Annotated in this window: 24 protein-coding genes; 12 read left to right on the plus strand and 12 right to left on the minus strand. The window is 67.0% G+C overall.

Annotation, left to right across the window (positions count from 1 at the left end; translation table 11 throughout):
• Positions 1–2: 2 nt before the first annotated feature.
• The 3 genes from CIMIT_RS09910 to CIMIT_RS09920 are packed head-to-tail and all read left to right on the plus strand — an operon-like array spanning position 3 to position 2439.
• Complete coding sequence (locus tag CIMIT_RS09910) at positions 3–1268, plus strand: alpha,alpha-trehalose-phosphate synthase (UDP-forming) (RefSeq protein WP_038592386.1); 1266 nt, start codon at positions 3–5, stop codon at positions 1266–1268.
• The gene (locus CIMIT_RS09915) at positions 1265–1684 is read left to right on the plus strand and encodes a hypothetical protein (RefSeq protein WP_051904940.1); all 420 of its coding nucleotides are present in this window, start codon (positions 1265–1267) and stop codon (positions 1682–1684) included. The genes CIMIT_RS09910 and CIMIT_RS09915 overlap by 4 nt, the downstream gene beginning before the upstream one ends.
• On the plus strand, positions 1681–2439 hold the full coding sequence (locus CIMIT_RS09920) for a trehalose-phosphatase (RefSeq protein WP_051904941.1): 759 nt from the start codon (positions 1681–1683) through the stop codon (positions 2437–2439). The genes CIMIT_RS09915 and CIMIT_RS09920 overlap by 4 nt, the downstream gene beginning before the upstream one ends.
• On the opposite strand, the gene CIMIT_RS09925 is transcribed toward CIMIT_RS09920, so the two are convergent.
• Positions 2390–3409: a LacI family DNA-binding transcriptional regulator gene (locus CIMIT_RS09925; protein ID WP_038592389.1), complete on the minus strand. Its 1020-nt coding sequence runs from the start codon at positions 3407–3409 to the stop codon at positions 2390–2392. The two genes, CIMIT_RS09920 and CIMIT_RS09925, sit on opposite strands and share 50 nt — an antisense overlap.
• A 62-nt stretch (positions 3410–3471) precedes the next feature.
• Between CIMIT_RS09925 and CIMIT_RS09930 the strand changes: the two genes are divergently transcribed.
• From CIMIT_RS09930 to CIMIT_RS09940, 3 genes are read left to right on the plus strand one after another with little or no spacing between them, the layout of a single operon-like run.
• Positions 3472–4341 carry a metal ABC transporter solute-binding protein, Zn/Mn family gene (locus CIMIT_RS09930; RefSeq protein ID WP_051904942.1) on the plus strand — a complete coding sequence of 290 codons (870 nt, stop codon included), beginning with the start codon at positions 3472–3474 and terminating at the stop codon, positions 4339–4341.
• Positions 4325–4975, plus strand: coding sequence for a metal ABC transporter ATP-binding protein (locus CIMIT_RS09935; protein ID WP_038592392.1), 651 nt, complete (start codon positions 4325–4327; stop codon positions 4973–4975). The genes CIMIT_RS09930 and CIMIT_RS09935 overlap by 17 nt, the downstream gene beginning before the upstream one ends.
• Positions 4975–5802 (plus strand): metal ABC transporter permease, encoded by an 828-nt coding sequence (locus CIMIT_RS09940; RefSeq protein ID WP_038592395.1) that lies wholly within the window; start codon positions 4975–4977, stop codon positions 5800–5802. The genes CIMIT_RS09935 and CIMIT_RS09940 overlap by 1 nt, the downstream gene beginning before the upstream one ends.
• A gap of 4 nt (positions 5803–5806) precedes the next feature.
• Here CIMIT_RS09940 and rlmB read toward each other — a convergent pair whose 3' ends face one another.
• The 5 genes from rlmB to CIMIT_RS09965 are packed head-to-tail and all read right to left on the minus strand — an operon-like array spanning position 5807 to position 9960.
• Positions 5807–6739 (minus strand): 23S rRNA (guanosine(2251)-2'-O)-methyltransferase RlmB, encoded by a 933-nt coding sequence (rlmB, locus tag CIMIT_RS09945; protein WP_038592398.1) that lies wholly within the window; start codon positions 6737–6739, stop codon positions 5807–5809.
• Positions 6740–6747: 8 nt separating this feature from the next.
• Positions 6748–8136 carry a cysteine--tRNA ligase gene (gene cysS, locus CIMIT_RS09950; protein ID WP_038592401.1) on the minus strand — a complete coding sequence of 463 codons (1389 nt, stop codon included), beginning with the start codon at positions 8134–8136 and terminating at the stop codon, positions 6748–6750.
• 5 nt (positions 8137–8141) lie between these two features.
• Positions 8142–8627 (minus strand): 2-C-methyl-D-erythritol 2,4-cyclodiphosphate synthase, encoded by a 486-nt coding sequence (gene ispF / locus CIMIT_RS09955; protein ID WP_038592404.1) that lies wholly within the window; start codon positions 8625–8627, stop codon positions 8142–8144.
• Between the two features lie 29 nt (positions 8628–8656).
• Positions 8657–9373, minus strand: a complete 717-nt coding sequence (gene ispD / locus CIMIT_RS09960; RefSeq protein ID WP_038592407.1) for a 2-C-methyl-D-erythritol 4-phosphate cytidylyltransferase — start codon at positions 9371–9373, stop codon at positions 8657–8659.
• A 2-nt stretch (positions 9374–9375) separates the two neighbouring features.
• On the minus strand, positions 9376–9960 hold the full coding sequence (locus CIMIT_RS09965; RefSeq protein ID WP_038592411.1) for a CarD family transcriptional regulator: 585 nt from the start codon (positions 9958–9960) through the stop codon (positions 9376–9378).
• Positions 9961–10181: 221 nt separating this feature from the next.
• Here CIMIT_RS09965 and CIMIT_RS09970 point away from each other — a divergent pair, with 221 nt between their 5' ends.
• Together CIMIT_RS09970 and radA are read left to right on the plus strand one after the other, a co-directional pair.
• The gene (locus CIMIT_RS09970) at positions 10182–10724 is read left to right on the plus strand and encodes a hypothetical protein (RefSeq protein WP_038592414.1); all 543 of its coding nucleotides are present in this window, start codon (positions 10182–10184) and stop codon (positions 10722–10724) included.
• Positions 10717–12063, plus strand: coding sequence for a DNA repair protein RadA (gene radA / locus CIMIT_RS09975; RefSeq protein WP_038594695.1), 1347 nt, complete (start codon positions 10717–10719; stop codon positions 12061–12063). Before CIMIT_RS09970 ends, radA begins: the two co-directional genes overlap by 8 nt.
• Here radA and CIMIT_RS09980 read toward each other — a convergent pair.
• Together CIMIT_RS09980 and CIMIT_RS09985 are read right to left on the minus strand one after the other, a co-directional pair.
• The gene (locus CIMIT_RS09980) at positions 12056–12802 is read right to left on the minus strand and encodes a hypothetical protein (protein WP_038592418.1); all 747 of its coding nucleotides are present in this window, start codon (positions 12800–12802) and stop codon (positions 12056–12058) included. The genes radA and CIMIT_RS09980 overlap by 8 nt on opposite strands.
• 9 nt (positions 12803–12811) lie before the next feature.
• Complete coding sequence (locus tag CIMIT_RS09985) at positions 12812–13441, minus strand: carbonic anhydrase (protein WP_038592421.1); 630 nt, start codon at positions 13439–13441, stop codon at positions 12812–12814.
• Here CIMIT_RS09985 and CIMIT_RS09990 point away from each other — a divergent pair, their 5' ends adjacent.
• The 3 genes from CIMIT_RS09990 to CIMIT_RS10000 are packed head-to-tail and all read left to right on the plus strand — an operon-like array spanning position 13442 to position 16397.
• Positions 13442–14302 (plus strand): HhH-GPD family protein, encoded by an 861-nt coding sequence (locus tag CIMIT_RS09990; protein ID WP_038592424.1) that lies wholly within the window; start codon positions 13442–13444, stop codon positions 14300–14302.
• 15 nt (positions 14303–14317) lie between these two features.
• Positions 14318–15076 (plus strand): zinc transporter ZupT, encoded by a 759-nt coding sequence (gene zupT, locus CIMIT_RS09995; RefSeq protein WP_038592427.1) that lies wholly within the window; start codon positions 14318–14320, stop codon positions 15074–15076.
• Positions 15077–15086: 10 nt separating this feature from the next.
• Positions 15087–16397 (plus strand): alpha/beta fold hydrolase, encoded by a 1311-nt coding sequence (locus tag CIMIT_RS10000; protein ID WP_051904943.1) that lies wholly within the window; start codon positions 15087–15089, stop codon positions 16395–16397.
• Between the two features lie 8 nt (positions 16398–16405).
• Here CIMIT_RS10000 and CIMIT_RS10005 read toward each other — a convergent pair whose 3' ends face one another.
• The gene (locus CIMIT_RS10005; protein WP_038592430.1) at positions 16406–19099 is read right to left on the minus strand and encodes an ATP-dependent Clp protease ATP-binding subunit; all 2694 of its coding nucleotides are present in this window, start codon (positions 19097–19099) and stop codon (positions 16406–16408) included.
• A 225-nt stretch (positions 19100–19324) separates the two neighbouring features.
• Here CIMIT_RS10005 and CIMIT_RS12195 point away from each other — a divergent pair, with 225 nt between their 5' ends.
• Positions 19325–20353 (plus strand): HNH endonuclease signature motif containing protein, encoded by a 1029-nt coding sequence (locus CIMIT_RS12195; protein WP_051904944.1) that lies wholly within the window; start codon positions 19325–19327, stop codon positions 20351–20353.
• A 65-nt stretch (positions 20354–20418) separates the two neighbouring features.
• Here the strand turns inward: CIMIT_RS12195 and ptsP are convergent, their stop codons facing one another.
• Genes ptsP through CIMIT_RS10025 form a run of 3 tightly spaced genes read right to left on the minus strand, consistent with a single transcriptional unit; the run spans position 20419 to position 25017 of the window.
• The gene (gene ptsP / locus CIMIT_RS10015; protein ID WP_038592436.1) at positions 20419–22104 is read right to left on the minus strand and encodes a phosphoenolpyruvate--protein phosphotransferase; all 1686 of its coding nucleotides are present in this window, start codon (positions 22102–22104) and stop codon (positions 20419–20421) included.
• Positions 22105–22135: 31 nt separating this feature from the next.
• The gene (locus CIMIT_RS10020) at positions 22136–22948 is read right to left on the minus strand and encodes a PRD domain-containing protein (protein ID WP_038592439.1); all 813 of its coding nucleotides are present in this window, start codon (positions 22946–22948) and stop codon (positions 22136–22138) included.
• A gap of 17 nt (positions 22949–22965) precedes the next feature.
• Positions 22966–25017 (minus strand): glucose PTS transporter subunit IIA, encoded by a 2052-nt coding sequence (locus CIMIT_RS10025; RefSeq protein ID WP_038592442.1) that lies wholly within the window; start codon positions 25015–25017, stop codon positions 22966–22968.
• Positions 25018–25053: the final 36 nt, after the last annotated feature.

Genomic DNA, 25053 nt, shown 5'->3' on the forward strand with positions numbered 1-25053 from the left:
GCGTGTACGACTTTGTGGTGGTGGCCAACCGGCTGCCCGTCGACCGCGTGGGGGGTCGCTGGCAGGCCTCCCCGGGCGGGCTCGTTGCGGCGCTCGCACCGGTGCTGCGTGCCCGCGGCGGCTGCTGGGTGGGGTGGCCCGGCGAGACCAACACCTCGCTTGCACCCTTTAGTGCGGGCGGGATCGAGCTTGTGCCCGTGCCCCTCGATGAGGCGGATTACACCGACTTCTACGAGGGGTTTTCCAACTCCACGCTGTGGCCGCTCTACCACGACCTGATTGTTGCGCCGCAGTACCACCAGGCGTGGTGGGAGCGTTACGTGGCGGTGAATGAGCGTTTTGCGTTGAGCGTCGAAAAGCAAGCGGCGCACGGTGCCACGGTGTGGGTGCAGGACTACCAGCTGCAGCTGGTTCCGGGACTTCTGCGCGAGCGCCGCCCGGACCTCAAGATCGGATTCTTCCTGCACATCCCTTTCCCCTCGCCGGACCTGTTCCGGCAGCTGCCGTGGCGCGAGGAGATCCTGAGCTCGCTTCAGGCCTGCGATTTGATCGGTTTCCAGCGAGGCACCGACGAGCAGAATTTCCGCGGGCTGCTGCCTGCCGACGCCCGCGTGCGCACCGGCACGTTCCCCATCTCCATCGACCCAGACGCCGTGGCCCCGGGCGACCCGGCGCGGGTGCGCGAGCTGGTGGGCAACCCGGAGCTACTCATGCTGGGGGTCGACCGGATGGACTACACCAAGGGCATCTTGCAGCGCCTGCTCGCCTTCGAGCGGTTCCTCGAGGCGGGTCACCAAGCCACACTGATTCAGCTGGCCACGCCCTCGCGCGAGCGGATCGAGCACTACCGCGAGACCCGCCGCGAGGTGGAGGCGGCGGTCGGGCGCATCAACGGGCGCTTCGGCAGCGTTGGCCGGCCGGTGATCCACTACGTCCACCACGGGGTGGGCAAGGAGGAGCTGGGCAGTTACTACGCTGCGGCCGACATTATGCTGGTCACGCCGTTTAAGGACGGGATGAACCTGGTGGCCAAGGAGTACGTAGCCTGCCACCCGGACGGCAGCGGCGCGCTTGTGCTTTCCGAGTTCGCAGGCGCCGCCGTCGAGCTCGACCAGGCCTACCTGTGCAACCCTTTCGACGTGGACTCGATCGTCCGCGCGATTGAAGCCGCGGCCGACCCCGACCCGCAACGCATGCGCACCATGTACGAGTGGGTGACCACGCACGATGTTGACGCCTGGGCGGCGTCATTTTTGGAGGCACTATGAAACCCGTCCGCGCCCTCGCGCTCGCCCTCGCGTTGCCGCTCGCCGCGTGCAGCGACGCTCCCACCTGGCAGGTGGTCGCCGTCCACACGGATCCCGCCGAGCCCGGGGCCCTGCTTGCCGACGCCGCGGGGCTGGCCAACTTCCACATCTCCGAAACCGAACTCGACGGCAACACCGCGTGCGCTGACCTGCAGGCGTCGATTCGCACCGAGGACGACACCTTCACCATCGAAGAGGTCGAGGTGGGCGACGCAGGCAACTGCGAGGGCGGGGCCCGACACGTCCACGAGCAGCTGACCAGCATCCTCGTCCCCGGCGCGCAATTCCGCACCGAGCAGCTCACCGACACCGAGCTGCTGTGGACTTCCACTGAGGACACGGTCGAGCCGCCGAGCGTGCGGCTGATGTCGCTGTGAGCCCGCTTGACGACCCCATCGCCCACCTCGCCCGCGCCGAGTCGCTGCTGGTCTGCCTAGATTTCGACGGCACGCTCGCCGAATTTAACACCGACCCCTACGCGGTGCGCGCCCACCCGGAGGCTCTCAACGCGATCGCGTGCCTCCTTACCCTCCCGAACACAGAAGTGGCCGTGCTTACCGGCCGCCACCTCGAGGGCCTTGCCGAGGTCCTGCCGGAGACGCCTTCGCTGCAGGGGTTGGTACGCGTCGGTTCCCACGGTGCCGAGCCCGGCCCGACGCTCGAGCCCGAAGACGCCGCTTACCTCGAGCGCATCGGCAGCGAGCTGGAGCGGATCGCGACTCCGCCCGCCTACGTGGAGGAAAAGCCGTACCAGCGCGTGCTGCACGTCGCCCCGCTCGCGGCTTGCGACCCGGAGCGCGCCCGCGAATTGCTGCGCGCAGCCCGCGCGCTGGATACCGGTTCTCGCCCGGTCACGCCCGGGCACAACGTGGTGGAGTTCTCCGCCGTCGACGTGACGAAGGGGTCGTGGCTCGCGCAGCGCAAACGCGACTTTGCCGCCACGTTTTTCGCCGGCGACGACACCACGGACGAAACCGCCATGGCAGTCCTCAACCAGGGCCCCGATGTGGGCGTGAAGGTGGGGGCCCAGGACAGCGCGGCGCGGTACCGGGTCGCGAGTGTGTCCGAGATGGCGCAGCTGCTTACCCAGCTGGCGCATGCGCGACGCTCGTACCTGGCAGAAACCTCGTAGGCAGAAGCGTCTTTTCGCGGCGTTGCGGGCGGCCCTCAATTAGCGAGCGCACCAGCATCGCCGCGACCTCCCCTTTGCGCCGGTTCGGTTGCTCCACCGTGGTCAGCCCCGGCACACCGATGCCGTCGAAGCCGGTCACCGAGAGTTCCTCTGGGATGGCGCGGCGGCCGCGGCAATATTCGATGACGCCGAGCGCCATCGAGTCCGTCGTACACAGCACCGCTGTCAGTTCCGGGTGCGTCTCGAGCAGCTCGCGGGCGCCGTCTGTGGCGGCAGCGAGGTCGTTCTGGTCACGCGTGACCACCGGGACGTCGCGGAGGCCCGCAGCTTTGAAGACCTCCAGCGCGCCGCAAATGCGGGCGCGCTGGAGGTGCAGGTCGGCGGCGTCGAGTGCCGCGGGCTCTACAAACCCGTTGGTGGGGGTGCTGAACAGGCGCTTCGCCAGGATCCCGATGCGCCTATGCCCGTTTGCGACGAGCGCCTCAGCCGCCGGCGCGATCGCGCTCGCGTCGTCGATGCCTACGAACGGTACGTCCGGGACATTCGTCGGCTGGTCGCAGATGACGAGGGGGAGGTTGCGCGTCTTTGCGTCGAGAAGCATTTGCGCGTTCTCGGGCACCGAATAGACGATGACGCCGTCCACAATCGCATCATGCACGCTCACCCCCGTCGGGATGAGTGTGAGCGCGTACTCGCTGGAGTCCGCGACGCCGGCGAGGAAATCGACCGACGCGCGGTCCTCGAAGGCGAAGCTCAAGTGCTCGGTGAGCACCACCCCAAGTGTGTCGGTGTGCTGAGTACGCAGCGAGCGCGCGTGCGGGTTGGGTCCCGCGTAGCCGCGCGATTCGGCATAGGAGAGGATCCGGCGACGCAGCGCTGGCGAGAGTTGATCCGGGTGGTTGTACGCATTCGAGACCGTCGTGCGGGAGATACCGAGGTCGGCAGCGATGGAGGCGAGCGTCGCAGGCATGCAGCCATGCTACCCCGCCTCCCATTTTGAAAATCGTTTCCATTAGTGGTTGGATGGGCTGCATGATGAAACGGATCGCAGCAGTCGCCTTCGCCCTCACCCTCACCGCCTGCGGCGCGCAGGACGCCGAGCAAGACACCGCTCAGGACACTGAGCAGGCCGGCGACGGCACCATGGTCGCCACCACCCAGGTGTGGGCCGACGTCGCCTCCGCCGCAACTGGCGACGAGGTCGAAGCGATCATCAGCAACCCCTCGACCGACCCCCACGAATACGAACCCACCGCCGCCGACCTGGCTAAGATTGCCCAGGCCGCGACCGTGGTGGCTAACGGCGGCGCCTACGACGCGCCCCTCTACACGGCCGCGAAGGGCACGCTCATCACCGCGCTACCGCCGGCCGAGGCGCACGACCATGACCACAGCGAGCACGAGCATGGCGAGCACGAGCACGGCCACGATCATGACCACGCACACGGCGAGGAAAACGAGCACATCTGGTACTCCACCGAGGCCATCCGCGACGTCGCCGAGCAGATCGGTGGCAACTCGCTCGACGACAAGCTCGCCGGCATCGACGAGTCCCTGGCCAAGCTGCCTGAGACCAACGTGATCCAGACCCACCCGATCGCCGACGCGATCGTGGAGGAGTCCGCGCTGGTAGACGCCACACCGGAGTCCTACCGCCACGCAACGCTGAACCACTCCGAGCCTTCCGCGGCCGCCGTTGCCGAGACGCTCGAGGCGATCAAGGATGCTGATATCCTGATCAATAATTCCCAGTCCCCCAACGCCGTCTCCGAGCGTCTCGTCGCCGCGGCTAAGGAAGCCGGCGTGCCGGTCGTGGACATCACCGAGACCCCGCAGGACGGCAAGAATTTCTTCGACTACTTCCAGGAAATCGTTGACCAGCTCAATGCTGCAGCTGCGTAACGCTACCACCACGCCCCTGTGGCGCGACATCACATGCGAGCTCGCCCCCGGCGAGTTTCTCGCCATTCTCGGACCCAACGGCTCCGGCAAATCCACGCTGCTGCGCGCCGCGCTCGGCATGCAGAAACTCGACTCGGGCACGATCACACTCGGCGGCCGTGTGGGCTACATCCCGCAGCAGCAGATGTTCCCCGCCCATCTCCCGGCGCGCGTGCGCGACCTCGTCTCGCTCGCCGGGGGTGAGCCCGAAAGCCTGCTCGCCTTTGTTGGGGCCCCCTCGCTTATCGACGCCCACGTCGGCCGCCTCTCCGGCGGCCAACAACAACTCGTACGCCAGGCCCAAGCTTTCGCGCAAGACCCCGAGATCATCCTGGCCGATGAGCCCTTCCTCTCTTTGGATGTCGCACGCCAGCGCCAAACCATCGCCCGCTTTCAGGAGTCGGGGGCGGCGGTGGCCATGATCACGCACTCCATCGACCCCGTCATCGACATCGTGGACAAAGTCCTCTACATCGGGCCGAACGGCCACGTCATCGGCACCGCCGACGAAGTCTTGCAATCCGACGTGCTTTCCGAGCTCTACGGCGCACCCGTCCAGGTCGTGCGCGCGGGTGGAAAGACGGTGATCATCTGATGTGGGATACCACCGTCTACCTGCTCTCCCAGGACTTCGTCATCACCTCGCTGGTGGCCTGCGCCTTCCTCGGTGTGCTCTCCGGGGTGCTCGCCCCGCTGATCGTGATGCGGCAGATGTCCTTCGCCGTCCACGCCACCTCCGAGCTCGCGCTCATGGGCGCCGCAGCCGCCCTGCTCATCGGTTTTAACGTCTCGCTCGGCGCGGTGGCAGGCTCAATCGCTGCCGCAATCGCGCTCGCGCTTTTGGGATTCAAGGGCGGCAACGACTCCGCCGTCGGCGTGGTCATGAGCTTCGGCATGGGTATTTCCGTGCTGTGTATCTACCTGTACCCGGGCAACTCCAGCATCGCGATGTCGCTGCTGACGGGGCAGGTGGTCGGCGTGGCGTCGACAAGCGTGTGGGCCCTGGCGATCACCACCGTGGTGGTAGTGGCCGCAGTGGTCGCGTTGTGGCGGCCGCTACTGTTTTCCTCCATCGACCCTGTGATGGCCGCCGCGACCGGAGTGCGCGTGCGCACCATGGCCACCGTCTTCGCTGTCCTCGTCGGCCTCGCCGCAGCGAACAGCGTGCAGATCGTCGGCGTGCTGCTGGTCATGGCGCTGCTGATCACGCCCGGCGCGAGCGCCGTCGCTGTGACCGCCAACCCGAAGCTCGCGGTCTTGCTGTCGGTCGTGTTTGCCGAGGTCTCCGCCGTCGGCGGGTTCGTCCTCTCACTCGCACCCGGCCTGCCTGTCAGCGTGCTCGTCGCGTTCGTTTCTTTCGGGATCTACGTGATCTGTCGCGGGATCGGGGCGTGGCAAGCACGCCGGATTACGGCGCGTTAGAGCTCTACTTCGCCGCGCGGCGCTGGCGGGCGAACTCGCTAAGCACCACGCCCGCCGCCACAGAGGCGTTGAGCGACTCCACCCACTCCTCGGTGGGAATCGACATGATCACGTCGCAGTTCTCGCGCACCAGGCGGGAAATACCCTTGCCCTCCGAACCAACGACGATGACCACCGGGTCGCACGCGCCATCGAAGGTATCGAGCGTGTGCTCGCCGCCAGCATCCAGGCCGACGACCATGTAGCCGTTGTCCTTGAACTGTTTGATCGTGCGGGTGAGGTTGGTGGCCTTCGCCACCGGCAGGCGTGCCGCAGTACCGGCGGAGGTGCGCCATGCCACGCCCGTGACCTGGGCGGAGCGGCGCTCGGGAATGATCACGCCGTCGCCGCCGAACGCGGCCGCCGAGCGGATCACCGCTCCCAGGTTGCGCGGGTCCGTGATGTTGTCCAGCACCACGAACATGCCGTTGCCGTCAACCCTGCTCATCAGGTCGAAAACGTCCGCGTACTTGTACGGCTGGATCTTCAGGCCGATGCCCTGGTGCATGCCGTTGCCGGTCATCTCGTCAAGCGTGCGCTTCTGCACCTCGGAGACCGGGATGCCGCGCGACTGGGCGATGGCGACCGCCTCGCTTAAACGATCGTCGTGACCGGTGCCCTGCGCCACGTAGAGCGCCTCGGCTGGCACCTTCGCGTGCAGGCACTCGATGACCGGATTGCGGCCGACCACCATGTCCGCCACTTCGCGCTCGTGGCGGCCCTGGTTACGACGGTCACGCGCCTGCTTGCGCTTGTGCGCGGCGTGGTAGACGCGATCCTCCGCCTTCGGGGTTGCGCCCTTGCCACGCAGGCCGCGGCGGCGCTGCCCACCGGAGCCCTTCGTGGCCCCCTTCTTGTGCGTCTTCTGCTTATCCGGACGCTGGTACGGCTTTGCCATCTCGTCTCCTACTCCTTGATCTGCCAGGTCGGGCCGTCGGCGGTGTCGGTGACCTCGATGCCTGCGGCTTTGAGGCGGTCGCGTACCTCGTCGGCAACCGCCCAGTCCTTGTTCGTCCGGGCCTCAGTGCGGCGAGCAAGCTCCGCCTGCACCAACGTGTCCAGCGCGTGATGCGCCTGATCGGCCGCGCCGCCAGTTGCGTCATTGTCCCACGCGCCCGGGTCCACGCCCAACACGCTCGCCATCGCGCGCACCTGGGCGGCAAGCTCGGTGGCCTTATCCGCATCGCCTGCGACGAGTGCGCTGTTGCCCGCCCGGACCGTGTTGTGGATTTCGGCAAGGGCTTTGGGGACCGCGAAGTCGTCGTCAAGCGCCTGCTCGAACGCTTCCGACCAGGTGGAAGGCTCCGGCGTGCCTGCGCGGTGCACGAAGTCCTCGATGCGGCGATACCCCGCGGCCGCCTCCTGCAGCGCCTCCGGCGAGTACTCCAGCACGCTGCGGTAGTGCGCGCTGCCCAGGTAGTAGCGCAGCTCGACCGGGCGGACGGCCTCGAGCATGTTGTCGATGGAGAGCACGTTGCCCAGCGACTTCGACATCTTCTCGCCAGCCATGGTCACCCAGTGGTTGTGCATCCAGTACTGCGCGAATCCATCGCCCGCGCCATGCGACTGGGCCTGCTCGTTCTCGTGGTGCGGGAACTGCAGGTCAAGGCCGCCGCCGTGGATGTCAAACTCGGAGCCGAGGTACCAGGTGGACATCGCCGAGCACTCCAAGTGCCAGCCCGGGCGGCCCTCACCCCACGGGGTCGGCCAGCTCGGCTCACCCGGCTTCGCTGCCTTCCACAGCGCGAAATCGAGTGGGCCGCGCTTGCCCGCACCCGCGTCCCCGCGCGCCATGTCCTCCGGGCGGTTGCCGGACAGCGAACCGTAGTCGGAACCCTCGGCAGCAACCCACGCGTCCACGTCGAAGTAGACGGAGCCGTCGGCGGCGTACGCGAAACCGCGGTCCATCAGACGCTGCATGTAGTCCACCATCTGGGTCACGTGCCCCGTGGCGCGCGGCTCCACCGACGGCGGCAGCACGCCGAGTGTGTCGTAGGCGCGGGTGAACTCGCGTTCGTAGGTGGATACCCACTCCCACCAAGGGCGATTGTGCTCGGCGGCCTTATTCAGGATCTTGTCATCAATATCGGTGACGTTGCGCACGAACGCCACGTCCTGCCCCTTGGCCAAAAACCAGCGACGCACAATGTCGAAAGCCACGCCGGAGCGCAAGTGCCCGATGTGCGGCGCGGACTGCGGCGTCGCACCACACAGGTAAATGGACACGTGCCCCTCGCGCAGGGGTTCGAAGTCTTGCAGCGTGCGGGTTTTGGTATCAAAGATGCGTTGAGTCACGCCCGCTAGCTTAGTTCAACCAGCGCCGTCGCAATCGCAGCCCTCCCCTGGCCCGCACCCGTAAATCCCATGTGGTCCGTGGTCGTGGCCGACACCGACACCGGCGCGCCCAGGGCCTCGCTCAACGCCCGCTCCGCCTCTTCGCGCACCGGGCCCATCTTCGGGCTCTGCCCGATCAGCTGAGCGGAGACGTTCACCACGCGCACTCGCTCGCGTTCCAGCAGCTCGCGCAGCTCTTTGAGCAGCTGGGTGCCCATCACCCCGTCGTACTCCGGGCGTCCTACCCCTACAAACGAGCCCAAATCGCCCAGCCCAGCGGCGGAAAGCACCGCGTCCACAACCGCGTGCGAGACAACGTCCCCGTCGGAGTGGCCCTCACAGCCGTCGACACTCTCGTGCAGGATGCCCGCAATCCAGCACGGCTTGCCCTCCTGGATCTGGTGGGCATCAAAGGCAGTTCCAACGCGCAATTTGCTGAAGTCTTGAGTCATGCACGCAAGACTACCTGCGCGATTCACCCCTAGTTGCCCGGTACCTCGAAGATCGTCGGCTCCGCCTCGTCGGTGATGCTGGTGGCCAGACGCAGATCAATCGGGGTCGTGATCTTAAAGGCCATCGGGTCGCCCTGCACGGTGACAACCTCCGCGCCAAACCACTCCATCAGCGAGGCGTCATCGGTGGCGACGAAGTCCTGCGAGCCTGCGAAGTACGCCTCGTTCGCCGCGCGCAGCTCGCGCAGGTCAAAACCCTGCGGTGTCTGTACGGCGCGCAGGCGCGAGCGGTCCGGAGTTGCCACCACCGCACCGGCGGCGGAGACTTCTTTGATCGTGTCCGCGACAGGCAGCACCGGCACTACGGCGTCCGCGCCGTCGAGGACCGCGCGGGCCACGCGCGCAATCATGCCGGGTGGGGTTAAAGCGCGGGCGGCGTCGTGGACGAGCACGCAGGCGTCGGCAAGCGGGACGGCGCGCAACGCCGCATAGATGGAGTCGGCGCGCTCGGCACCGCCGTGGACGAAGGTCACCTCGTGGCCTTGCAAAGCGCGGCGGGCCACCGGCTCCATCGCGGGGCTGACCACCACGTAAATCGCGTCGACAATCTCGGCGGTCTCCATCGCGGTCACCGAGCGCTCAAGCAGACTGCGTCCGCGCAGCGGCACATACGCCTTCGGCACATCCGCACCCAGGCGCGTGCCCTGACCCGCGGCCGCGACGACGGCGACGACCCTACGAGACACGGCTACTTCTCGTCGTCGAAGGAGAGGTCCTCCATGTCCAGGTCATCCTCATCCTCGTCCGTCGGCTCCGGCGCGATCGAGATCCCGGCCTTAACCTGCTCATCGATGATCTTGCGGATGGCCTCTTCCATCTCCTCGACCTTCTTTTCATCCACCGGCTCGGCCAGCGCGAGCTCGCCGACGAGGATGTGGCGCGCCTTACCCAGCATGCGCTTCTCGCCCGCGGACAGGCCCTTGCCCTGGTCGCGGCGCCACAGGTCGCGCACGACCTCGGCCACCTTATTAATATCGCCGGATGCGAGACGCTCCTGGTTCGCCTTGTAGCGGCGGGACCAGTTGCCCGCCTCCTCGACGTCCTCCTCGCGCAGCACGGAGAAGACCTTCTGCAGGCCCTCCTCGTTGACCACGTCGCGCACGCCGACGAGCTCGGTGTTCTTCACCGGCACGCGGACCTCCAGGTCGGATTGGAGGATCTGCAGCACCAAGTAGTCGAGGGTCTCCCCGCCGATCTCGCGCTGCTCGATATCCGCGATCTTCGCCGCACCGTGATGCGGGTAAACCACGACTTCGCCGACCTTGAATTCCATTGAAGCTCCTTCAGTCATCGTTGCCCAACCCTACCACCGTAGCGTTTTCGCACCTGCTTACTCGCGCCACGCCCACCACACCCGGGAGCCGGGCCCCAAAACCGCAACCAAAGTTTACCCCCGATTGGCCTGGGCAGCCCCGGGAAGGGCAAGGAAACTGGGAAAACCGCGGCAGCTCCGGCTAAGGTAAAGCGGAGAAAACTACGCGCTCTACATAAACGATGGAGGACACCCACGTGAAGTCCCTGAAGCCGCTCGCCGCCGTCGCAGTCGCCTCCGCACTGGCACTTACCGGCTGCTCCGCCGGCCAGATCACCCAGACCTCGAACCAGGTCGCTGCGGTCGACGGTGCCACCGCTTTCACCGAGGACAGGGAGCTCTCGGTGCAGGACGCCACCGTCGTCCTCGCCGAGGACGGCCAGGCTGCGGTCAAGTTCACCGTGACCAACCAGGACCGCAGCATGAAGGATCACACGCTGAAGTCCGTCACCGTCGACGGCACCCCGGCCACGCTCGGAGGCTCGCGTCCGATCACCTACAACGGTTCGCTGGTCGCGGATTCCGCCGAGGGCCTGAAGAACATGCCGAAGTCCAAGGACGGCTCCATCCAGTACGTGGCCACCTCTGTGGAAAACCAGGACTTCGCGTACGGCGGCGTCGTCCCGGTGAAATTCGAGTTCGATAGCACCTCGCTCGAGATTGAGGTCCCCGTGTCCGCACCGACGCGGCAGTCGGGCGAGCAGGAGCGCGAAGCAGATCGCTAAGAAGCCGCGCAGTATCCACACCTGTTCCGAGTGTGGCTACTCCTCGCCGAAGTGGCTCGGGCGCTGCCCCGAATGCGGGTCGTGGGGGACCCTGCAGGAAAGCGCGCCAGCCCCGTCGGCACCGCTGACGCCTGCGTCGAGCGCAAAGCCCATCACGCTTGTCGACGCGGCGTCGACCCACACCATCGCCTCCGGCATCACCGAACTTGATCGGGTGCTCGGCAACGGCGTGGTCCCCGGATCCGTCGTGCTTATGGCAGGCGAGCCGGGCGTGGGCAAATCCACTCTCCTGCTCGAAGTCGCCTCCCGCTGGGCCGAGCAGGGACGCAAAGCGCTCTACTGCACCGCCGAGGAGTCCGCGGGCCAGGTTCGCGGCCGGGCCGAGCGCACCGGTGCGCTGAAAGACAGCCTCTACCTCGCTGCGGAATCCAACCTGGATGTGGTCTTCGGGCACGTCGCAGAGCTCAAGCCCTCGCTCCTGATCGTCGACTCTGTGCAAACCATGCAGGCCAGCGGCGTCGAAGGCGTGGCCGGCGGGGTCGCGCAGTCCCGGGCCGTGACCGCCGCGCTGACCACCCTGGCTAAGACGACGAACATGCCGGTGCTCCTCGTGGGGCACGTGACCAAAGACGGCAACGTCGCAGGCCCGCGCGTGCTCGAACACCTCGTGGACGTCGTGCTCAACTTCGAGGGCGACCGCCACTCCTCGCTGCGCATGCTGCGCGGGATCAAAAACCGCTTCGGTGCGACCGACGAGGTCGGCTGCTTCGAGCAGACCGCCGAGGGCATCCGCGAAGTGCCGGACCCCTCCGGACTGTTTCTTTCCCATCGCGGCAACACGCCGGATGGCTCCGCGGTGACCGTGGCGATGGACGGGGTGCGCCCCATCCTGGCCGAGGTACAGTCGCTAACCGTCGATCCGGTGAACAAGAGTCCGCGGCGCGTGGTCACCGGCCTGGACTTCAACCGCGTGCCGATGGTGCTGGCCGTGCTGCAAGCGCGCTGCGGGCAGCGCACCAACGACAAGGACGCCTACGTAGCCACCGTCGGCGGGGTGCGGATCACGGAGACGGCGACGGACCTGGCGGTCGCGCTGGCCACCTGGTCCAGCCTGCACGAAACGCCACTGCCGCCGAAGACCGTGGTGATCGGCGAGGTAGGTCTTGCCGGCGAGCTGCGCCGCGTGCCCAACCTACAGCGCCGCCTGCAGGAGGCCGCCCGCTTAGGCTACGAGCGCGCCATCGTCCCCGCGGGCGCGGAGGCTTCCGTGAACGGCATGGAAATCACCGAGGCCGCAACGCTCGCCCAAGCGATTGCGGCCGTCTCCCCCGCTAGGTGATGTTAAACGGCACCGGGTCCGAGGCGTTGTCGCCGATCACCGCGTGCAGGAAGTAGGAGCCCGCCGGCACCGGCGCGCGGTTCTCGCACGCATCGGGTGCGGAGTTGGTGGCGGACCAGCGCGCCTCAAACCCGCGGGTTGCCCCCGGCGCGAAGGTTTCGGTGCCCGTGAGCATCGGCTGGTTGCAGTCCGTATCGGACCAGATGCGGTCGTTAGTGCCCATGGAGTACACCTCGAAGCGCAGCGGCGAGGCCTCCAGGTCGATCACGCAGTCCACCTCGGTGGGGTTTTCCACCTCCATGTAGAGCACCGGCTCGGTCCCCGCCGGGTAGGAGGGCTGGTTCGTCATCGCGGTGATCCGCAGGTCTTTCAGCGAGCACTCGCCGGGGTTTTCCGGCGCGGCCGCCGTGGCGGTGTCCTCCTGCTCTTCTTCGCGCGCGGGGGCGGGCGAAGAAGAGGGCGAAGAGGCGGGCGCGTCGCTGGGCTCCGGCACGGTCGGCTCGGTCACCGGCGCATCCTCGGTGGCGGTGGCGACGGTCTCCGTGGCCTCCGGGTTTTCGTCCTTGCCCGAGCCGCCGACCGCCTTGGCGAAGGCGACCATGCCCCAGATGATCAGCGCCACCACGAGCAGGAGCAGGACGAGCGCGAGGACGCGTCGTCGCATGTAGATCTCCGGCGCGTGCTTCCGCCGCGGGGGCTGGGAGGGGCGACGATTACCGGTGGGGCGCTGGTGTGTCATGCCTTCACCTTAGTTGCCAAAGTTCTCATACACGGTCTCGACGCGGCCGTCTTCGAGCCGGTAACGCGCACCAACCATGGCGACGGTGCCCTCGTCGATGCCCTTGCGCAGGGCGGGGATGCGGTCGATGAGGTGCTCGGCGGTGACCTTGGCGTGGGTACGCTCGATCTCCGCGGCGTCGACCGGGCCGTCTGCCTGGGCGCTGATTACCGACGGCGCGATCTTCTCCACAAACACGCGAGTCAGGTTCGTCGGCAGGGCCGCGCTGTTGACGCCTTGGATCGCCGCGCCGATCGCGCCGCAGCGCTCGTGCGACAAGAAGAGCACCAGCGAGACGCCCAGGTCCTCGACGGCGAACTCCACCGAGCCACTGACGGAGGAGTCGATGCAGCCGCCGGCGTTGCGGATGACGAAGACGTCGCCGAACCCGGCGTCGAAAAGCAGCTCGACGGGCACCCGCGAGTCGGAGCAGGCGATGACGGCGGCGAAAGGGTTCTGGCCGGAAGTCAGTGCGCTGCGGCGGGCGGAGTCGCGGTGCGGGGCAAGCGTGCGGTCGGTGGCGAAGCGCTCGTTGCCCGCCTTCAGTGCTGCCCACACTTCGGTGGGGGTGGACGGGTCGAGTTCTGTTTGTTCAGTCATATGTTTATTCTGTCACTCATCGTGGAAGTTTCGAAGCAATATCAGCATCTGGTCTCGTGGTATCGCCGCAACGCGCGCGACTTACCGTGGCGCAAGGCGGGCACAACCGCCTGGGGCGTGCTGCTTTCCGAGGTCATGAGCCACCAAACCCAGGTCGAGCGCGTCGCTCCGATCTGGGAGGAGTGGATCGCGCGCTGGCCCACCCCGCACGCTTTTGCGCAGGCTGGCACGGACGAGGTGCTGCGTGCCTGGGGCAGCCTCGGCTACCCACGGCGGGCGTTGCGGTTGTTGGAGTGTGCGCGGGTGATCGTCGAGAAGCATGGCGGCGAGGTGCCCGCGGATGTCGACGCGCTACTCGCGCTGCCCGGCATCGGCGACTACACCGCGCGCGCCGTGGCGAACTTCGCATTCGGCCAGGATGTGCCGGTGGTGGATACGAACGTGCGGCGCGTCCACGCGCGAGCGGTGCGCGGCGTCGCGCAGGTGCGGCCGAGCAAGCGTGAGCTGACCGAAATCCCGCACGGCCCGGTGCTCTCGGTCGCGCTCATGGAGCTCGGGGCGCTGGTGTGCACCTCGCGCGCGCCGAAATGCAGCGAATGCCCCGTGGTGGACTGCGCGTGGCTCGCCGCCGGCCAGCCACCGGCCGATTTCACCCCGCGCACGCAGAAGTTCGCCGGCACCGACCGCCAGGTACGCGGCAAAATCATGCGGGTGCTGCGCGAGGCCACAGGTCCCGTCGAGCAGTCGCTTATCGACGCCACCTGGCCCCACCCAGCCCAAACCCACCGCGCCCTGTTTTCCCTGCTCGAAGACGGCCTCGCCGTGCAAGACGCCGACGGCCGCTTCCGGCTGCCCAGCTAGCGATATACTCAGTCCATGTTCACGACCGCCCTGGCCATCACGCTGCTCGCCGGCTTATCCACCGGCCTCGGCGGCGTGCTTGTGGCGCTCAAGGGCGATATCGGGGACCGCTTCCTCGCCGGCTCGCTCGGTTTCTCGGCCGGGGTGATGATCTACATCTCGCTGGTCGAGCTTCTGCCTGAGTCGATGGAGGCGCTGGACAACGACTGGTCCGCCATCGCCGCCTTCTTTTTCGGCGTGGCGCTGATCGCCGTGATCGACCGGCTGGTTCCCGACGACATCAACCCGCACGAGCCGAGCACCTCGACCGCCCCGCAGGCAACCACGCTGCGCCGCGCGGGTCTCATGACCGGTATCGCGATCGCGCTGCACAACTTCCCCGAGGGCTTCGCCACCTTCATGGCCGCCTACACCGACCCGAAGCTCGCCATCCCGATCGCCATCGCGATTGCACTCCACAACATCCCGGAGGGCGTCGCCGTGGCGGTGCCCTTATCGCGCGCGACCGGCAACCGCTGGCGCGCCGCCGGATGGGCCACCTTGTCCGGGCTCGCGGAACCGGCAGGCGCGCTCATCGGCTTTGCGCTGATCTCGCCCTTCCTCGGCCCGCAGACCATGGGTTTTTCCTACGCGGCCGTCGCCGGCATCATGGTGTTCATCAGCGTGGACAAGCTCATGCCGAACGCGATCCAGACCGGCCACCACCACGTCTCCGTCTACTGGATGATGGGCGGCATGGGGCTCATGGCCGCCAGCCTGCTCATGTTGGCTTAGCATCCAAGGTGTGAAACACACCTTCCTGCGCGCAACCGCCCTCGCCGTCGTCCTCGCGCTCGCGCCACCGGCGGTCGCGAGCGAAGCACCCGGCACACTCCTTGCCACCAGCACCGTGCCCGCAACCAGCGGCGAACGCATCCGCTACACCAGCACCACCGAAGCCGGCGAAATCGTCGAGGTCACCGGCGCGCTCTACGACACCCCGCACGCCCGCGGCCTGATCGCGCTCGCACCCGGCACGCGCGGCATGGCGGATCATTGTGCGCCGTCGGCAGGCGCGGCGATGCTTTCCTCGATCGAGGGCGACTCCATCGGCATCAACTACGAGGCGCCGCTGGTGAGCCAGCTTACGCGCGCGGGCTACCGCGTCGTCGTCACCGACTACATCGGCCTGGGCACCCCCGGCACCCACACTTACCTCAATCGCATCGAGCAGGGCCGCGCCCTTATCGACGCCGCCCGCGCCACCGCCCACGACGACGAAGCCATCGCGTTTTGGGGCTACTCTCAAGGCGGGGCCGCCGCCGCAGCCGCCGCCGAACTCGTCGCCGACTACGCGCCCGAACTCGACGTGCGGGCCACCTTCGCCGGCGCCCCACCGGCCGACCCGCTGGCCATCATGCGGCAAGGCTCGGCGGGCATGCTGGAAACCGTCGTCGGCTACGCCACCATCAGCTACGCCTCCACCTACCCCGAATTCCGCGACGCGCTCGACGACTACCTCACCGAAGAGGGCCACCGCTGGCTCGCTGCGCTCGAAGCACACTGCATCACCGACCCTCCCATCCCCCACGGCGAGATCCTCACCGAAGGCCGCACGCTCGCAGAACTCGCAGCCGATGACGAACGCTTCACCCGCACCCTCAACCACAACAAACTCGGACAAGTCGGCGTCTCCATGCCCATCATGGTCATGACCAACCCCGACGACGACCTCGTACCCGAGCCCCAAGCCACCCAGCTAGCCGAGGACTACGCGGCGCACGGCTCGGACGTGACCCACGAACTCGTCCAGCTACGCGGCACGGTCACCAACCCGCTGTCCTCGCTCACCGCCCCCGTTTTCGAAGAGGCTGGCAAGCTTGCCCGTGCCAGCTCCTACCCCATCAGCAATATCCCGGTCGCCGGGCACGCGGCTCCCCTGCTGTTCAACTACGGCGACGCGCTGGAATGGCTCGCGCAGTACATGCCCGGAAAACAGATTAACCCCGGGCAAGTCGCGGCCACGACCGTCGTGGCGATCCTGGCTGTGATCGCCGCGCTCGTGCCCGTGCTCGCGCCGGGGTTCTGGCCCGCAGTCGGGCGGATGTTTACCTAACCGGCCATTTAGACCGGTTCGGGGCCGTTGCCGTCGTCCTTCGGCTCCGGGTTCTCGGGCGTCTCGTCCGGGAACTGCGAAGCCTCAGACTCCGGCTGCTCCTTGGCCGGGTCGATCTCGCGGACCTCTTCGGCCTCGTCCTCTGCCCCGTCACCGGTGTCAAAGGTCTCTGCCGGCAGCGGGCGCGGACGCGGCGTGAAGGTGAACTTCGCATTCTTCTCGTCGCCTTCGACATCGCCGTCGACGTCGACGGTGATGATCTCGCCGGCACCGATCTCGCCGAACAGGATCTTCTCCGACAGCACGTCCTCCACCTCGCGCTGGATGGTACGACGCAGCGGGCGCGCACCGAGCACGGGGTCGAAACCGCGCTTGGCCAGGAGGTTCTTCGCGGCGTCGCTAAGCTCGATGCCCATATCCTGGGCCGCGAGGTTGAGGTCGACTCGACCGATGAGCAGGTCGACCATCTGGACGATCTCCTCTTGCGTGAGCTGGCGGAAGACCACGATCTCGTCGATGCGGTTGAGGAACTCCGGGCGGAAGTGCTTCTTCAGCTCGTCGTGGACCTTGCCCTTCATGCGGTCGTACTGCGCGTCGGCGTCTGTTTCGGTGTTGCCCGTAAAGCCCAGGCCGACCGGCTTCGAGATGTCGCCGGTACCCAGGTTCGAGGTGAAGATGAGCACGGTGTTCTTGAAGTCCACGACGCGGCCCTGGCCGTCGGTGACGTGGCCCTCTTCGAGCACCTGGAGCAACGTGTTGTAGATCTCCTTGTGCGCCTTCTCGATCTCGTCGAAAAGCACGACCGAGAACGGCTTGCGACGCACCTTCTCCGTGAGCTGGCCGCCCTCCTCGTAACCGACGTATCCCGGAGGCGCACCGAAGAGGCGGGATGCGGTGAAGCGGTCGTGGAACTCGCCCATGTCGACCTGGATCAGCGAATCGTCATCGCCGAAGAGGAACTCCGCGAGCGCCTTCGACAGCTCCGTCTTACCCACACCTGACGGACCGGCGAAGATAAAGGAACCGGACGGACGCTTCGGGTCCTTCAGCCCCGCGCGGGTGCGGCGGATCGAGCGGGAGACGGCCTTGACGGCCTCGTCCTGGCCGATGATGCGCTTGTGCAGCTCAGACTCCATGTTGAGCAGGCGCGAGGACTCGGACTCGGTGAGCTTGAACACGGGGATGCCGGTCCAGTGTGCGAGCACGTCCGCGATCTGGTCCTCGCCCACCTCGGCGATGTCCTCGAGGTCGTCGGAGCGCCACTTCTTTTCCTTCTCCGCGCGCTCCTCGCCCAGTTTGCGCTCGGTGTCGCGCAGGCCGGCGGCCTTCTCGAAGTCCTGGGCGTCAATCGCCGCTTCCTTCTCCTTGCGGACCTCCGCAATCCGGTCGTCCACCTCGCGCAGCTCCTCCGGGGCGGTCATGCGCTTGATGCGCATGCGCGCGCCGGCCTCGTCGAGCAGGTCGACGGCCTTATCCGGCAGGAATCGGTCGTTGATGTAGCGGTCCGAGAGGTTCGCGGCGGCCTTGAGCGCGTCGTCGGTGTAGGAGACACGGTGGTGCGCCTCGTAGCGGTCGCGCAGGCCCTTGAGGATCTGGATGGTGTCCTCGATGCTCGGCTCGTCGACCTGCACCGGCTGGAAGCGGCGCTCAAGCGCGGCGTCCTTCTCGATGTGCTTGCGGTACTCGTCCAGCGTGGTTGCGCCAATGGTCTGCAGCTCGCCGCGGGCCAGCTTCGGCTTCAGCAGGGAGGCCGCGTCGATCGCGCCCTCGGCAGCGCCCGCGCCGACGAGCGTGTGAATCTCGTCGATGAACAGGATGATGTCGCCGCGCTGGTTGATCTCCTTGAGCACCTTCTTCAGGCGCTCCTCAAAGTCACCGCGGTAGCGCGAACCCGCAACGAGCGAGCCCAGATCCAGCGAGTAGACCTGCTTGTCCTTCAGCGTCTCCGGCACCTTGCCGTTGGCGATATCCAGTGCCAGGCCCTCGACTACAGCGGTCTTGCCCACGCCGGGCTCGCCGATGAGCACCGGGTTGTTCTTCGTGCGGCGCGAGAGCACCTGCATGATGCGCTCGATCTCCTTGTCGCGGCCGACCACCGGGTCCAGCTTGCCTTCCTTCGCCGCCGCCGTCAGGTTGCGGCCGAACTGATCCAGGACCAGCGAGTTGGAGCGCTCGCCCTGCTGGCCGCCGCTGCGCGGGCCCGGGCCGGGGGCGACAGCACCGGGGCCCGCCTGCGGGGTCTCGGGGTTCTGGCTATCGCCGCCCTCGTAGCCGGAGAGCAGCTGGATGACGGTTTGGCGTACCGTCGGAAGATCGGCACCAAGCTTGGTCAGCACCTGCGCGGCAACACCCTCACCCTCGCGGATCAGGCCGAGCAGCAGGAACTCGGTGCCGATGTACTTGTGTCCCATCTGCAGGCCCTCACGCAGCGAGAGCTCCAGCACCTTCTTGGCGCGCGGGGTAAACGGGATGTGCCCGGTCACCGGCTGCGAGCCGTGGCCAATAATGTCGATGACCTCGCGGCGCACATCGTCCAGGTTGATCCCCATGGACTCGAGCGCCTTGGCAGCCACGCCCTCGCCTTCCTTAATCAGGCCGAGCAGGATGTGCTCAGTACCCATGTAATTGTGGTTAAGCTCGCGCGCTTCTTCCTGCGCAAGCACGATAACGCGCCGTGCTCGGTCCGTGAACCTCTCAAACATGGTTGCCCCTTCTACTCGTGAGTTTTCATCTACTCTAACGCGCGTTTGGCCTCGGTAGTCCCGTGTTCGCCACAGGCGAACAAGGGGCCCTTTGCTTTACGACGCCAAAACGCCCAACCCTTATTAGACGTTCGTTTTGGGTCGTTGGTTCCGTTTCGGGCCAATAATGGGTGTATTCTCACATTCCCTTGTTTTGGCAGGTAAACGTGGTTTATCGTCGGGTGCATGACAGATTTGGATGCACTTGCTTTGGTTGACCGCTGCGGATACGACTTCGTCGCCGCAGCGGCCGGACTTGAGCTTGCCCAATTACAGGCACACGGCATCCAGCAAGACCGCGCGAAGCAACTCCGCGACACCGCGAGTGTGCTGTGCGGGAAAACCTCGCACACCAAATACCAGGCCCGCGCCCAGGAAGGCGCGCGCGTGCACGGGCATAGGTTGGACACGCTTGCCTACATCACCCGTTCTGCCCGCTCACTGAAGGATGTGACGAAGCGCTGGCACTACATCGAGCGCTTGTGCAACACATCCGGTGACTTAGCACGCATCCGCCGCGTCGCCGCAGAACTTAAGGCCGAACTGCAGGCACCGGAACCGCGCACCCCGAAAGCACGGGTGACCCACCACGGGGATGGGTTTGCCACCCTGCGGCTGACCGGCCCCGCGGCAGACGTCCAGGGCGTCTTCGACGCCGCCAAAAACGACGTCACCGGCTGGCTAAACGGCGGGTGCCCGAAAGCCGACTACCTGGTGCGCGTGACCGCGAACCTGGATCTTGGTGACTACCTGCGCATCATTGCCGGTGAAGGCAACGACGTTAAGGTCCACTTCGACAACGGGGTGATCGTCTCCGGTGAGGAGTTTGTGCGCATGCAGCTCGAAGCACTCGGCTCGATCATCCTCATCGGAGTGATGGACGGGCCAGTCAACGCCTACCACGCCCGGTTTGCTACCCCGAAGCACCGAGAAGTCATGCTTGCCGACTCCACCACCTGCACCTGGAAGGGATGCAACGCACCCGCCTCTGAGTGCGATGCCCACCACATGGTCGAACACCAACACGGCGGCGAGACCACACCATCCAACCTCGGGTGGTTGTGTAAGTACCACAACTCGCAGGCAGCACGCGGCACCCGGGGCCACACCGCAAGACGCGACGGAAAGATTGTCTACGTCTCACCCTATGGGAATGTCACCGCCACCGGCACCGACCACAAAGCCCGAGCCGACAACCGCAAACCACCCGACTAAAACCCCACGCAAAAAAGCCCGCGCGCCAGCAAAAACCGGCGCGCGGGCAAGCATGCCTGAAGGCGCTAGAGCAGGTCGCGCAGCACCGGATCGGCGATCTTCAGCACGTTTTCGCGCGCCTCCTTGGCAGTCGGGGCGTCGACTGCGTAGTTGGCCATCTGGCGGCAGGTATCCATGTCGTGCAGGCGCAGCGCGGCGCGAACCGCGTTGACCTTCGACGGCGCCATCGACAGCGAGGTCACACCCAGGCCGACGAGCACGAGCGCCATGAGCGGGTCGCCGCCCGCCTCACCGCACACGCCGACGGACTTGCCGGTCGCGTGCCCGCCCTTGCCGGTCGCCTTGATCATGGTGAGCACCGGCGGCTGCCACGGGCTGAGCAGCTCGGCTAGCTCGCCCTGCATGCGGTCGGCCGCCATGGTGTACTGCGACAGGTCGTTGGTGCCGATGGAGGCGAAGTCGGCGATGCTGAGCACGTGCCCGGCGCGGATCGCGGCCGCCGGTGTTTCGACCATGATGCCCACCTTGGGCAGCCCGTAGCCGCGTGCCTTGTCGCAGAACCACTGCGTTTCCTCAACGGTGGCGACCATGGGTGCCATGACCCACAGCTCCGCCTCGGGCACGTTGGCGTGCGCGTTGGCGAGCGCCTGCAGCTGGTCGTCGAGCAGGTCCTCGCGCACCATGGACAGGCGCAGGCCGCGGCGGCCGAGCGCCGGGTTCTCTTCCTCGCCGAGGTCGGCGAAGCTCAGCGGCTTATCGGCACCCGCGTCCAGGGTGCGCACGACGACGCGGCGCTTCCCGAAGGCGCGCAGCACGCGCGTGTAGGTCCCGGTCTGCTCATCCACGCTCGGCGCCGAATCGCGGTCGAGGAAGAGGAACTCGGTGCGGAAGAGTCCGGAGCCTTCCAGATCGAGCTTTGCCGCCTTCTCGGCGTCTTCTGCGGTGCCGATGTTGGCCAAGAGCTTGACCTTGTAGCCGTCGCGGGTTGCGCCCTCACCGGAGGAGCCGGCGAGCGCGTCGGCGCGGCGGCGGGAGCGCTCCTCCAGCTCGGCGACGTCGGTGTCGGCCGGGGCGACGATGACTTCGCCGACGCCGCCGTCGAGGGCGAGCGGCGGGGCGTCGGCAACCGCGCCGAGGACGCCCTTGACCTGCACGGCCGCGGGGATGCCCAGCTGGGCGGCGAGGATGGCGGTGTGCGAGGTCGCGCCGCCGCCCTCGGTGACGATGCCGAGCACCATCTCCGGGTCCAGCGTCGCCGTCTCCGCGGGCGCGAGGTCGTGGGCGACCAGGATCGACGGCGCGTCGAGGTGCGGCACGCCGGGCTCGGGCAAGCCGCGCAGGCGCGCGATGGCGCGGTCGCGGATGTCGTAGAGGTCGGTGACGCGCTCGGCCATGTAGCCGCCAAGTTTGCGCAGCTTGCCGGCGTAGACCTCCACCGCGTCGTGAACGGCGCGGGTGACGCCGGTACCTTTCTTCAGCTCCTTGTTGATCCCGCGAATCAGGCCCCGGTCGGTGGCCAGCGTCGCGGTGGCCTCGAGGACCTGCTTGGAGGTTTCGGAGTTCGCGTGTTCGGCGCGCGCGGTCAGTGAGGCCGCGACCTCGTCAAGCACCCCCGCGACGCGCTCGGCGTCGCCTTCGGCCGCGGCGGGTTCCGCCTCGTCGATGCCCACCGGCGCGGTCACCACGGCGACCGGTCCCGAGGCCGTGCCGGCGGAGACGCCAATGCCGTAAAGAACAGTGCGGTCAGTCATGTGTTTCCTTTCGCTCGTTCTCCCCTCGAGATTACTCGCCCGCACTAGCCTCCCGCAGGCGCGCGATGTGGAGGCCGAGGTAGGCCAGTTCGTCGTCGGTAAGCGACTGCCCGAAGCGCAGCTCGACGATGTGCGCGACCTTCCGCGCAACCGCCATATCCTGCGGGTATGCGCGCAACAGCTCGCGTGTGAGCAGGGAGTTGCCGTGGTCGAGCTGCGCCCCGCGCGCCAGCCGCACGAAGAGGTAGCGCGCGTGCGTGATGAAGCGGGCAGTGCTTATCGACGCCCCGTCAACCCCAATCACGTCCAACATCTGCTGAATCACGCCCGTCATCTGGTAGGTGTGCGCGAGGTTTCCCGTGTTGAACCCGGCGTTGACCAGGTGGAGGGTCAGCGCGATGGCTTCCTCCTGCGGCAGCGGCTCAGCGAGCCTGCGGTTGAGGGCGTGCAGCAGGCGCTCCCCCTGCGCGGCCTCCTCCGGGTAGAGGTGGGTGACCTCGGCGCGCAGCGGGTATTCGACCGTGGTGCCCTGGCGGGCCCGCTCGGCGGCGCCGATGATGTGGTCGGCGATCGCGGTGACCAGGGTCAACCGCGTGTGCACGCCGATTTCCTCGAGCGCTGCGGCGACCTGTTCGACGGTTTCGGCGGGCAGTCCCGCGATCATTTCGCCGGCGTGGTCGGGGTCGCGGCCGTCGAGCGGGACGAAGATGCGGGCGACCTTGGCTTCGTCGATGCGCTCGCCCTGCTTGGCTTGGAAGCCGACGCCCCGGCCGGTGACCACCACTGGGTCATCGCCGCGGCGAGCGAGCACGACATTGTTATTGAACACGCGCAGGACCTGCATGCCCTCTAAGCGTAGTGCTACTTGGTCACGCCGAGGATCGGCTGGCCCTCTGCGACCGTGTCAGCTGCCAGATCGTCGACGGCAGCAAGCGTCTTGGAGTTGACCACGGTGGTGATCACGGTCGGATCGACGCCGGCGTCGATGATCGAGGCGAAGTCCACCTCAGCCAGCGGCTCACCGGCGCGGATCTGCTGCTTCTTCTCCGCGACCGGGGCAAAGCCCTCGCCCTTCAGCTTGACGGTGTCGATGCCGATGTGGACCAGCACCTCCACGCCGTCGGCGGTCTTGATGCCGTAGGCGTGGCCTGTCTTGGCCACCGAGATGACCTTGCCGTCGACCGGGGCGACCACGGTCGCGTGATCGGCCTGCGGTGTGATGCCCACGGCGTGGCCGAGGGTGCCGGAGGCGAAGGCGGCGTCGGCAAGCTTGTCCATGGCTACCGAGGCACCAGCGAGCGGGGCGAGCACCTCCTTGGTGGCAGCGGGCGCTGCGGCAGGCACGGGCGCAGGCTCGGCTGCGGGCTCCGGTTCGGCTGCAGTCTCCGGCTCGGCCTCAGCCTGAGCCTCTTCTTCCGCGGCGGCGCGGCGTGCGAGCGCCTCCGCCTTCTCCTCCGGAGTGCGGTAGTCAGTGATGAAGATGATCGTGAACGCGGTGAAGAAGGCCACCGCGATCGCGATGACGTAGACCCACGCCGGGCTGAAGACCGGGATGGTCAGCAGCGAGGTGAACACGAACGCGCTGGTCTGCACGCCGCCGAACGGGGTGCCCAGGATCGCGATGGTCAGACCACCGGCGAAGCAGCCCACCAGCATGCGCGGGTAGATGCGCTTGAAACGCAGGTGGATGCCGTAGAGCGAAGGCTCGGAAATACCGCCGAACAGGCCGGCTGCCAGCGCGGAACCGGCGGTCTGACGCATGAGCGGGTCCTTGTCACGCAGCGAGATGGCGAACACAGCGGCGGTCGCGCCGAAGCAGGCGAAGTTCCACGCGCCCATCGGGCCCTGGATGAAGTCGTAGCCAAGCGTTTGGATGTTCACCAGCATCAGGGCGTTGAGCGGCCAGTGCAGGCCCAGCGGCACCAGGAACGGGTAGAGCATCGGGATCAGGATGGCAAAGACGAAGGGCGCGTTGCCGTTGAGCCACGCCAGGCCGACGCCGATCCACGCGCCGAGCGCGTAGCCGAGCGGCCCGATGACCAGGGCGGTAAAGGGGATCATCACCAAAAGCGTGAGGAAGGGGACAAACACCATGTGGACCGCGGACGGGATGAGCTTCTGGAAGCCCTTGTACACCAGCGCCGCGATGGCAGCCATGATCAGCGGGACAAAGACGTTGCCGCCGTACTCAGGAAGCAGCATCGGCGCGCCGAAGACGGTCACGCGCGCGACCTCGCTGCCAAGCAGCGCGTTTTGCGACACGATCGCGTCCGGGTGCTCCGCCAGCCCGGTGAACTCCGGGGTAAACAGTGCGAACATGACCGCGGCGGGGACCCAGCCGTCGATACGCAGCTTCTTGCCCGCGTTGTAGGCCACCATCACCGGCAGGAAGTAGAACACGGAGCGCCACATGGCGTCGACGAACTGCCAGGTCGGCGTCTTGACCTCGGCGCGGAAGTCGACCAGGCCGAGCGCGTCGATGACCGCGGCAGCCGCGATGACCAGCGAGGCACCCAGCAGCACGCCCAGGATCGGACGGAAGGAATCGGAAAGGTACTCGAAGAAGGCGTCCAGCCACGGCACCTTGCCCTTGGCCTTGGCGCGGTTTTGGGCTTTGACGTCGGCGTCGCTAAGCTGCTTCGCCCCGCGCATCTCGGGCAGGGCCTTGATCTCGTTGTACACGTTGGCCACATCGCCGCCGATGATGACCTGGTAGTGGCTGCCGCCCTGCGGAACCGCACCCATCACCTTGGGGTTTGCTTCGAGGCGTTCCTTGTCGGCCGCCGAGGCGTCGGCAAGCTCGAAGCGCAAGCGCGTCGCGCAGTGCGACATGCTCACGACGTTGTCGGGCCCGCCGATTCCGGCGAGGATGTCAGCGGCCTGCTCCTGCAGGCTCGCTTTTGTCTTTGCCATCAGTTCGCTCCTTATTTCAAAGAAAAAAGACCTGGG

It is taken from the genome of Corynebacterium imitans (assembly GCF_000739455.1).
Classification (GTDB): Bacteria; Actinomycetota; Actinomycetes; order Mycobacteriales; family Mycobacteriaceae; genus Corynebacterium; species Corynebacterium imitans.

Coding starts and splice junctions, on each gene's coding strand:
- CIMIT_RS09915 (WP_051904940.1), top strand. CDS start 1,265: ATGAAACCCGTCCGCGCCCTCGCGCTCGCCCTCGCGTTGCCGCTCGCC.
- CIMIT_RS09925 (WP_038592389.1), bottom strand. CDS start 3,409: ATGCCTGCGACGCTCGCCTCCATCGCTGCCGACCTCGGTATCTCCCGC.
- CIMIT_RS09930 (WP_051904942.1), top strand. CDS start 3,472: ATGATGAAACGGATCGCAGCAGTCGCCTTCGCCCTCACCCTCACCGCC.
- CIMIT_RS09935 (WP_038592392.1), top strand. CDS start 4,325: ATGCTGCAGCTGCGTAACGCTACCACCACGCCCCTGTGGCGCGACATC.
- CIMIT_RS09940 (WP_038592395.1), top strand. CDS start 4,975: ATGTGGGATACCACCGTCTACCTGCTCTCCCAGGACTTCGTCATCACC.
- rlmB (WP_038592398.1), bottom strand. CDS start 6,739: ATGGCAAAGCCGTACCAGCGTCCGGATAAGCAGAAGACGCACAAGAAG.
- ispF (WP_038592404.1), bottom strand. CDS start 8,627: ATGACTCAAGACTTCAGCAAATTGCGCGTTGGAACTGCCTTTGATGCC.
- CIMIT_RS09965 (WP_038592411.1), bottom strand. CDS start 9,960: ATGGAATTCAAGGTCGGCGAAGTCGTGGTTTACCCGCATCACGGTGCG.
- CIMIT_RS09970 (WP_038592414.1), top strand. CDS start 10,182: ATGGAGGACACCCACGTGAAGTCCCTGAAGCCGCTCGCCGCCGTCGCA.
- CIMIT_RS09980 (WP_038592418.1), bottom strand. CDS start 12,802: ATGACACACCAGCGCCCCACCGGTAATCGTCGCCCCTCCCAGCCCCCG.
- CIMIT_RS09985 (WP_038592421.1), bottom strand. CDS start 13,441: ATGACTGAACAAACAGAACTCGACCCGTCCACCCCCACCGAAGTGTGG.
- CIMIT_RS09990 (WP_038592424.1), top strand. CDS start 13,442: ATGTTTATTCTGTCACTCATCGTGGAAGTTTCGAAGCAATATCAGCAT.
- zupT (WP_038592427.1), top strand. CDS start 14,318: ATGTTCACGACCGCCCTGGCCATCACGCTGCTCGCCGGCTTATCCACC.
- CIMIT_RS10005 (WP_038592430.1), bottom strand. CDS start 19,099: ATGTTTGAGAGGTTCACGGACCGAGCACGGCGCGTTATCGTGCTTGCG.
- CIMIT_RS12195 (WP_051904944.1), top strand. CDS start 19,325: ATGACAGATTTGGATGCACTTGCTTTGGTTGACCGCTGCGGATACGAC.
- ptsP (WP_038592436.1), bottom strand. CDS start 22,104: ATGACTGACCGCACTGTTCTTTACGGCATTGGCGTCTCCGCCGGCACG.
- CIMIT_RS10020 (WP_038592439.1), bottom strand. CDS start 22,948: ATGCAGGTCCTGCGCGTGTTCAATAACAATGTCGTGCTCGCTCGCCGC.
- CIMIT_RS10025 (WP_038592442.1), bottom strand. CDS start 25,017: ATGGCAAAGACAAAAGCGAGCCTGCAGGAGCAGGCCGCTGACATCCTC.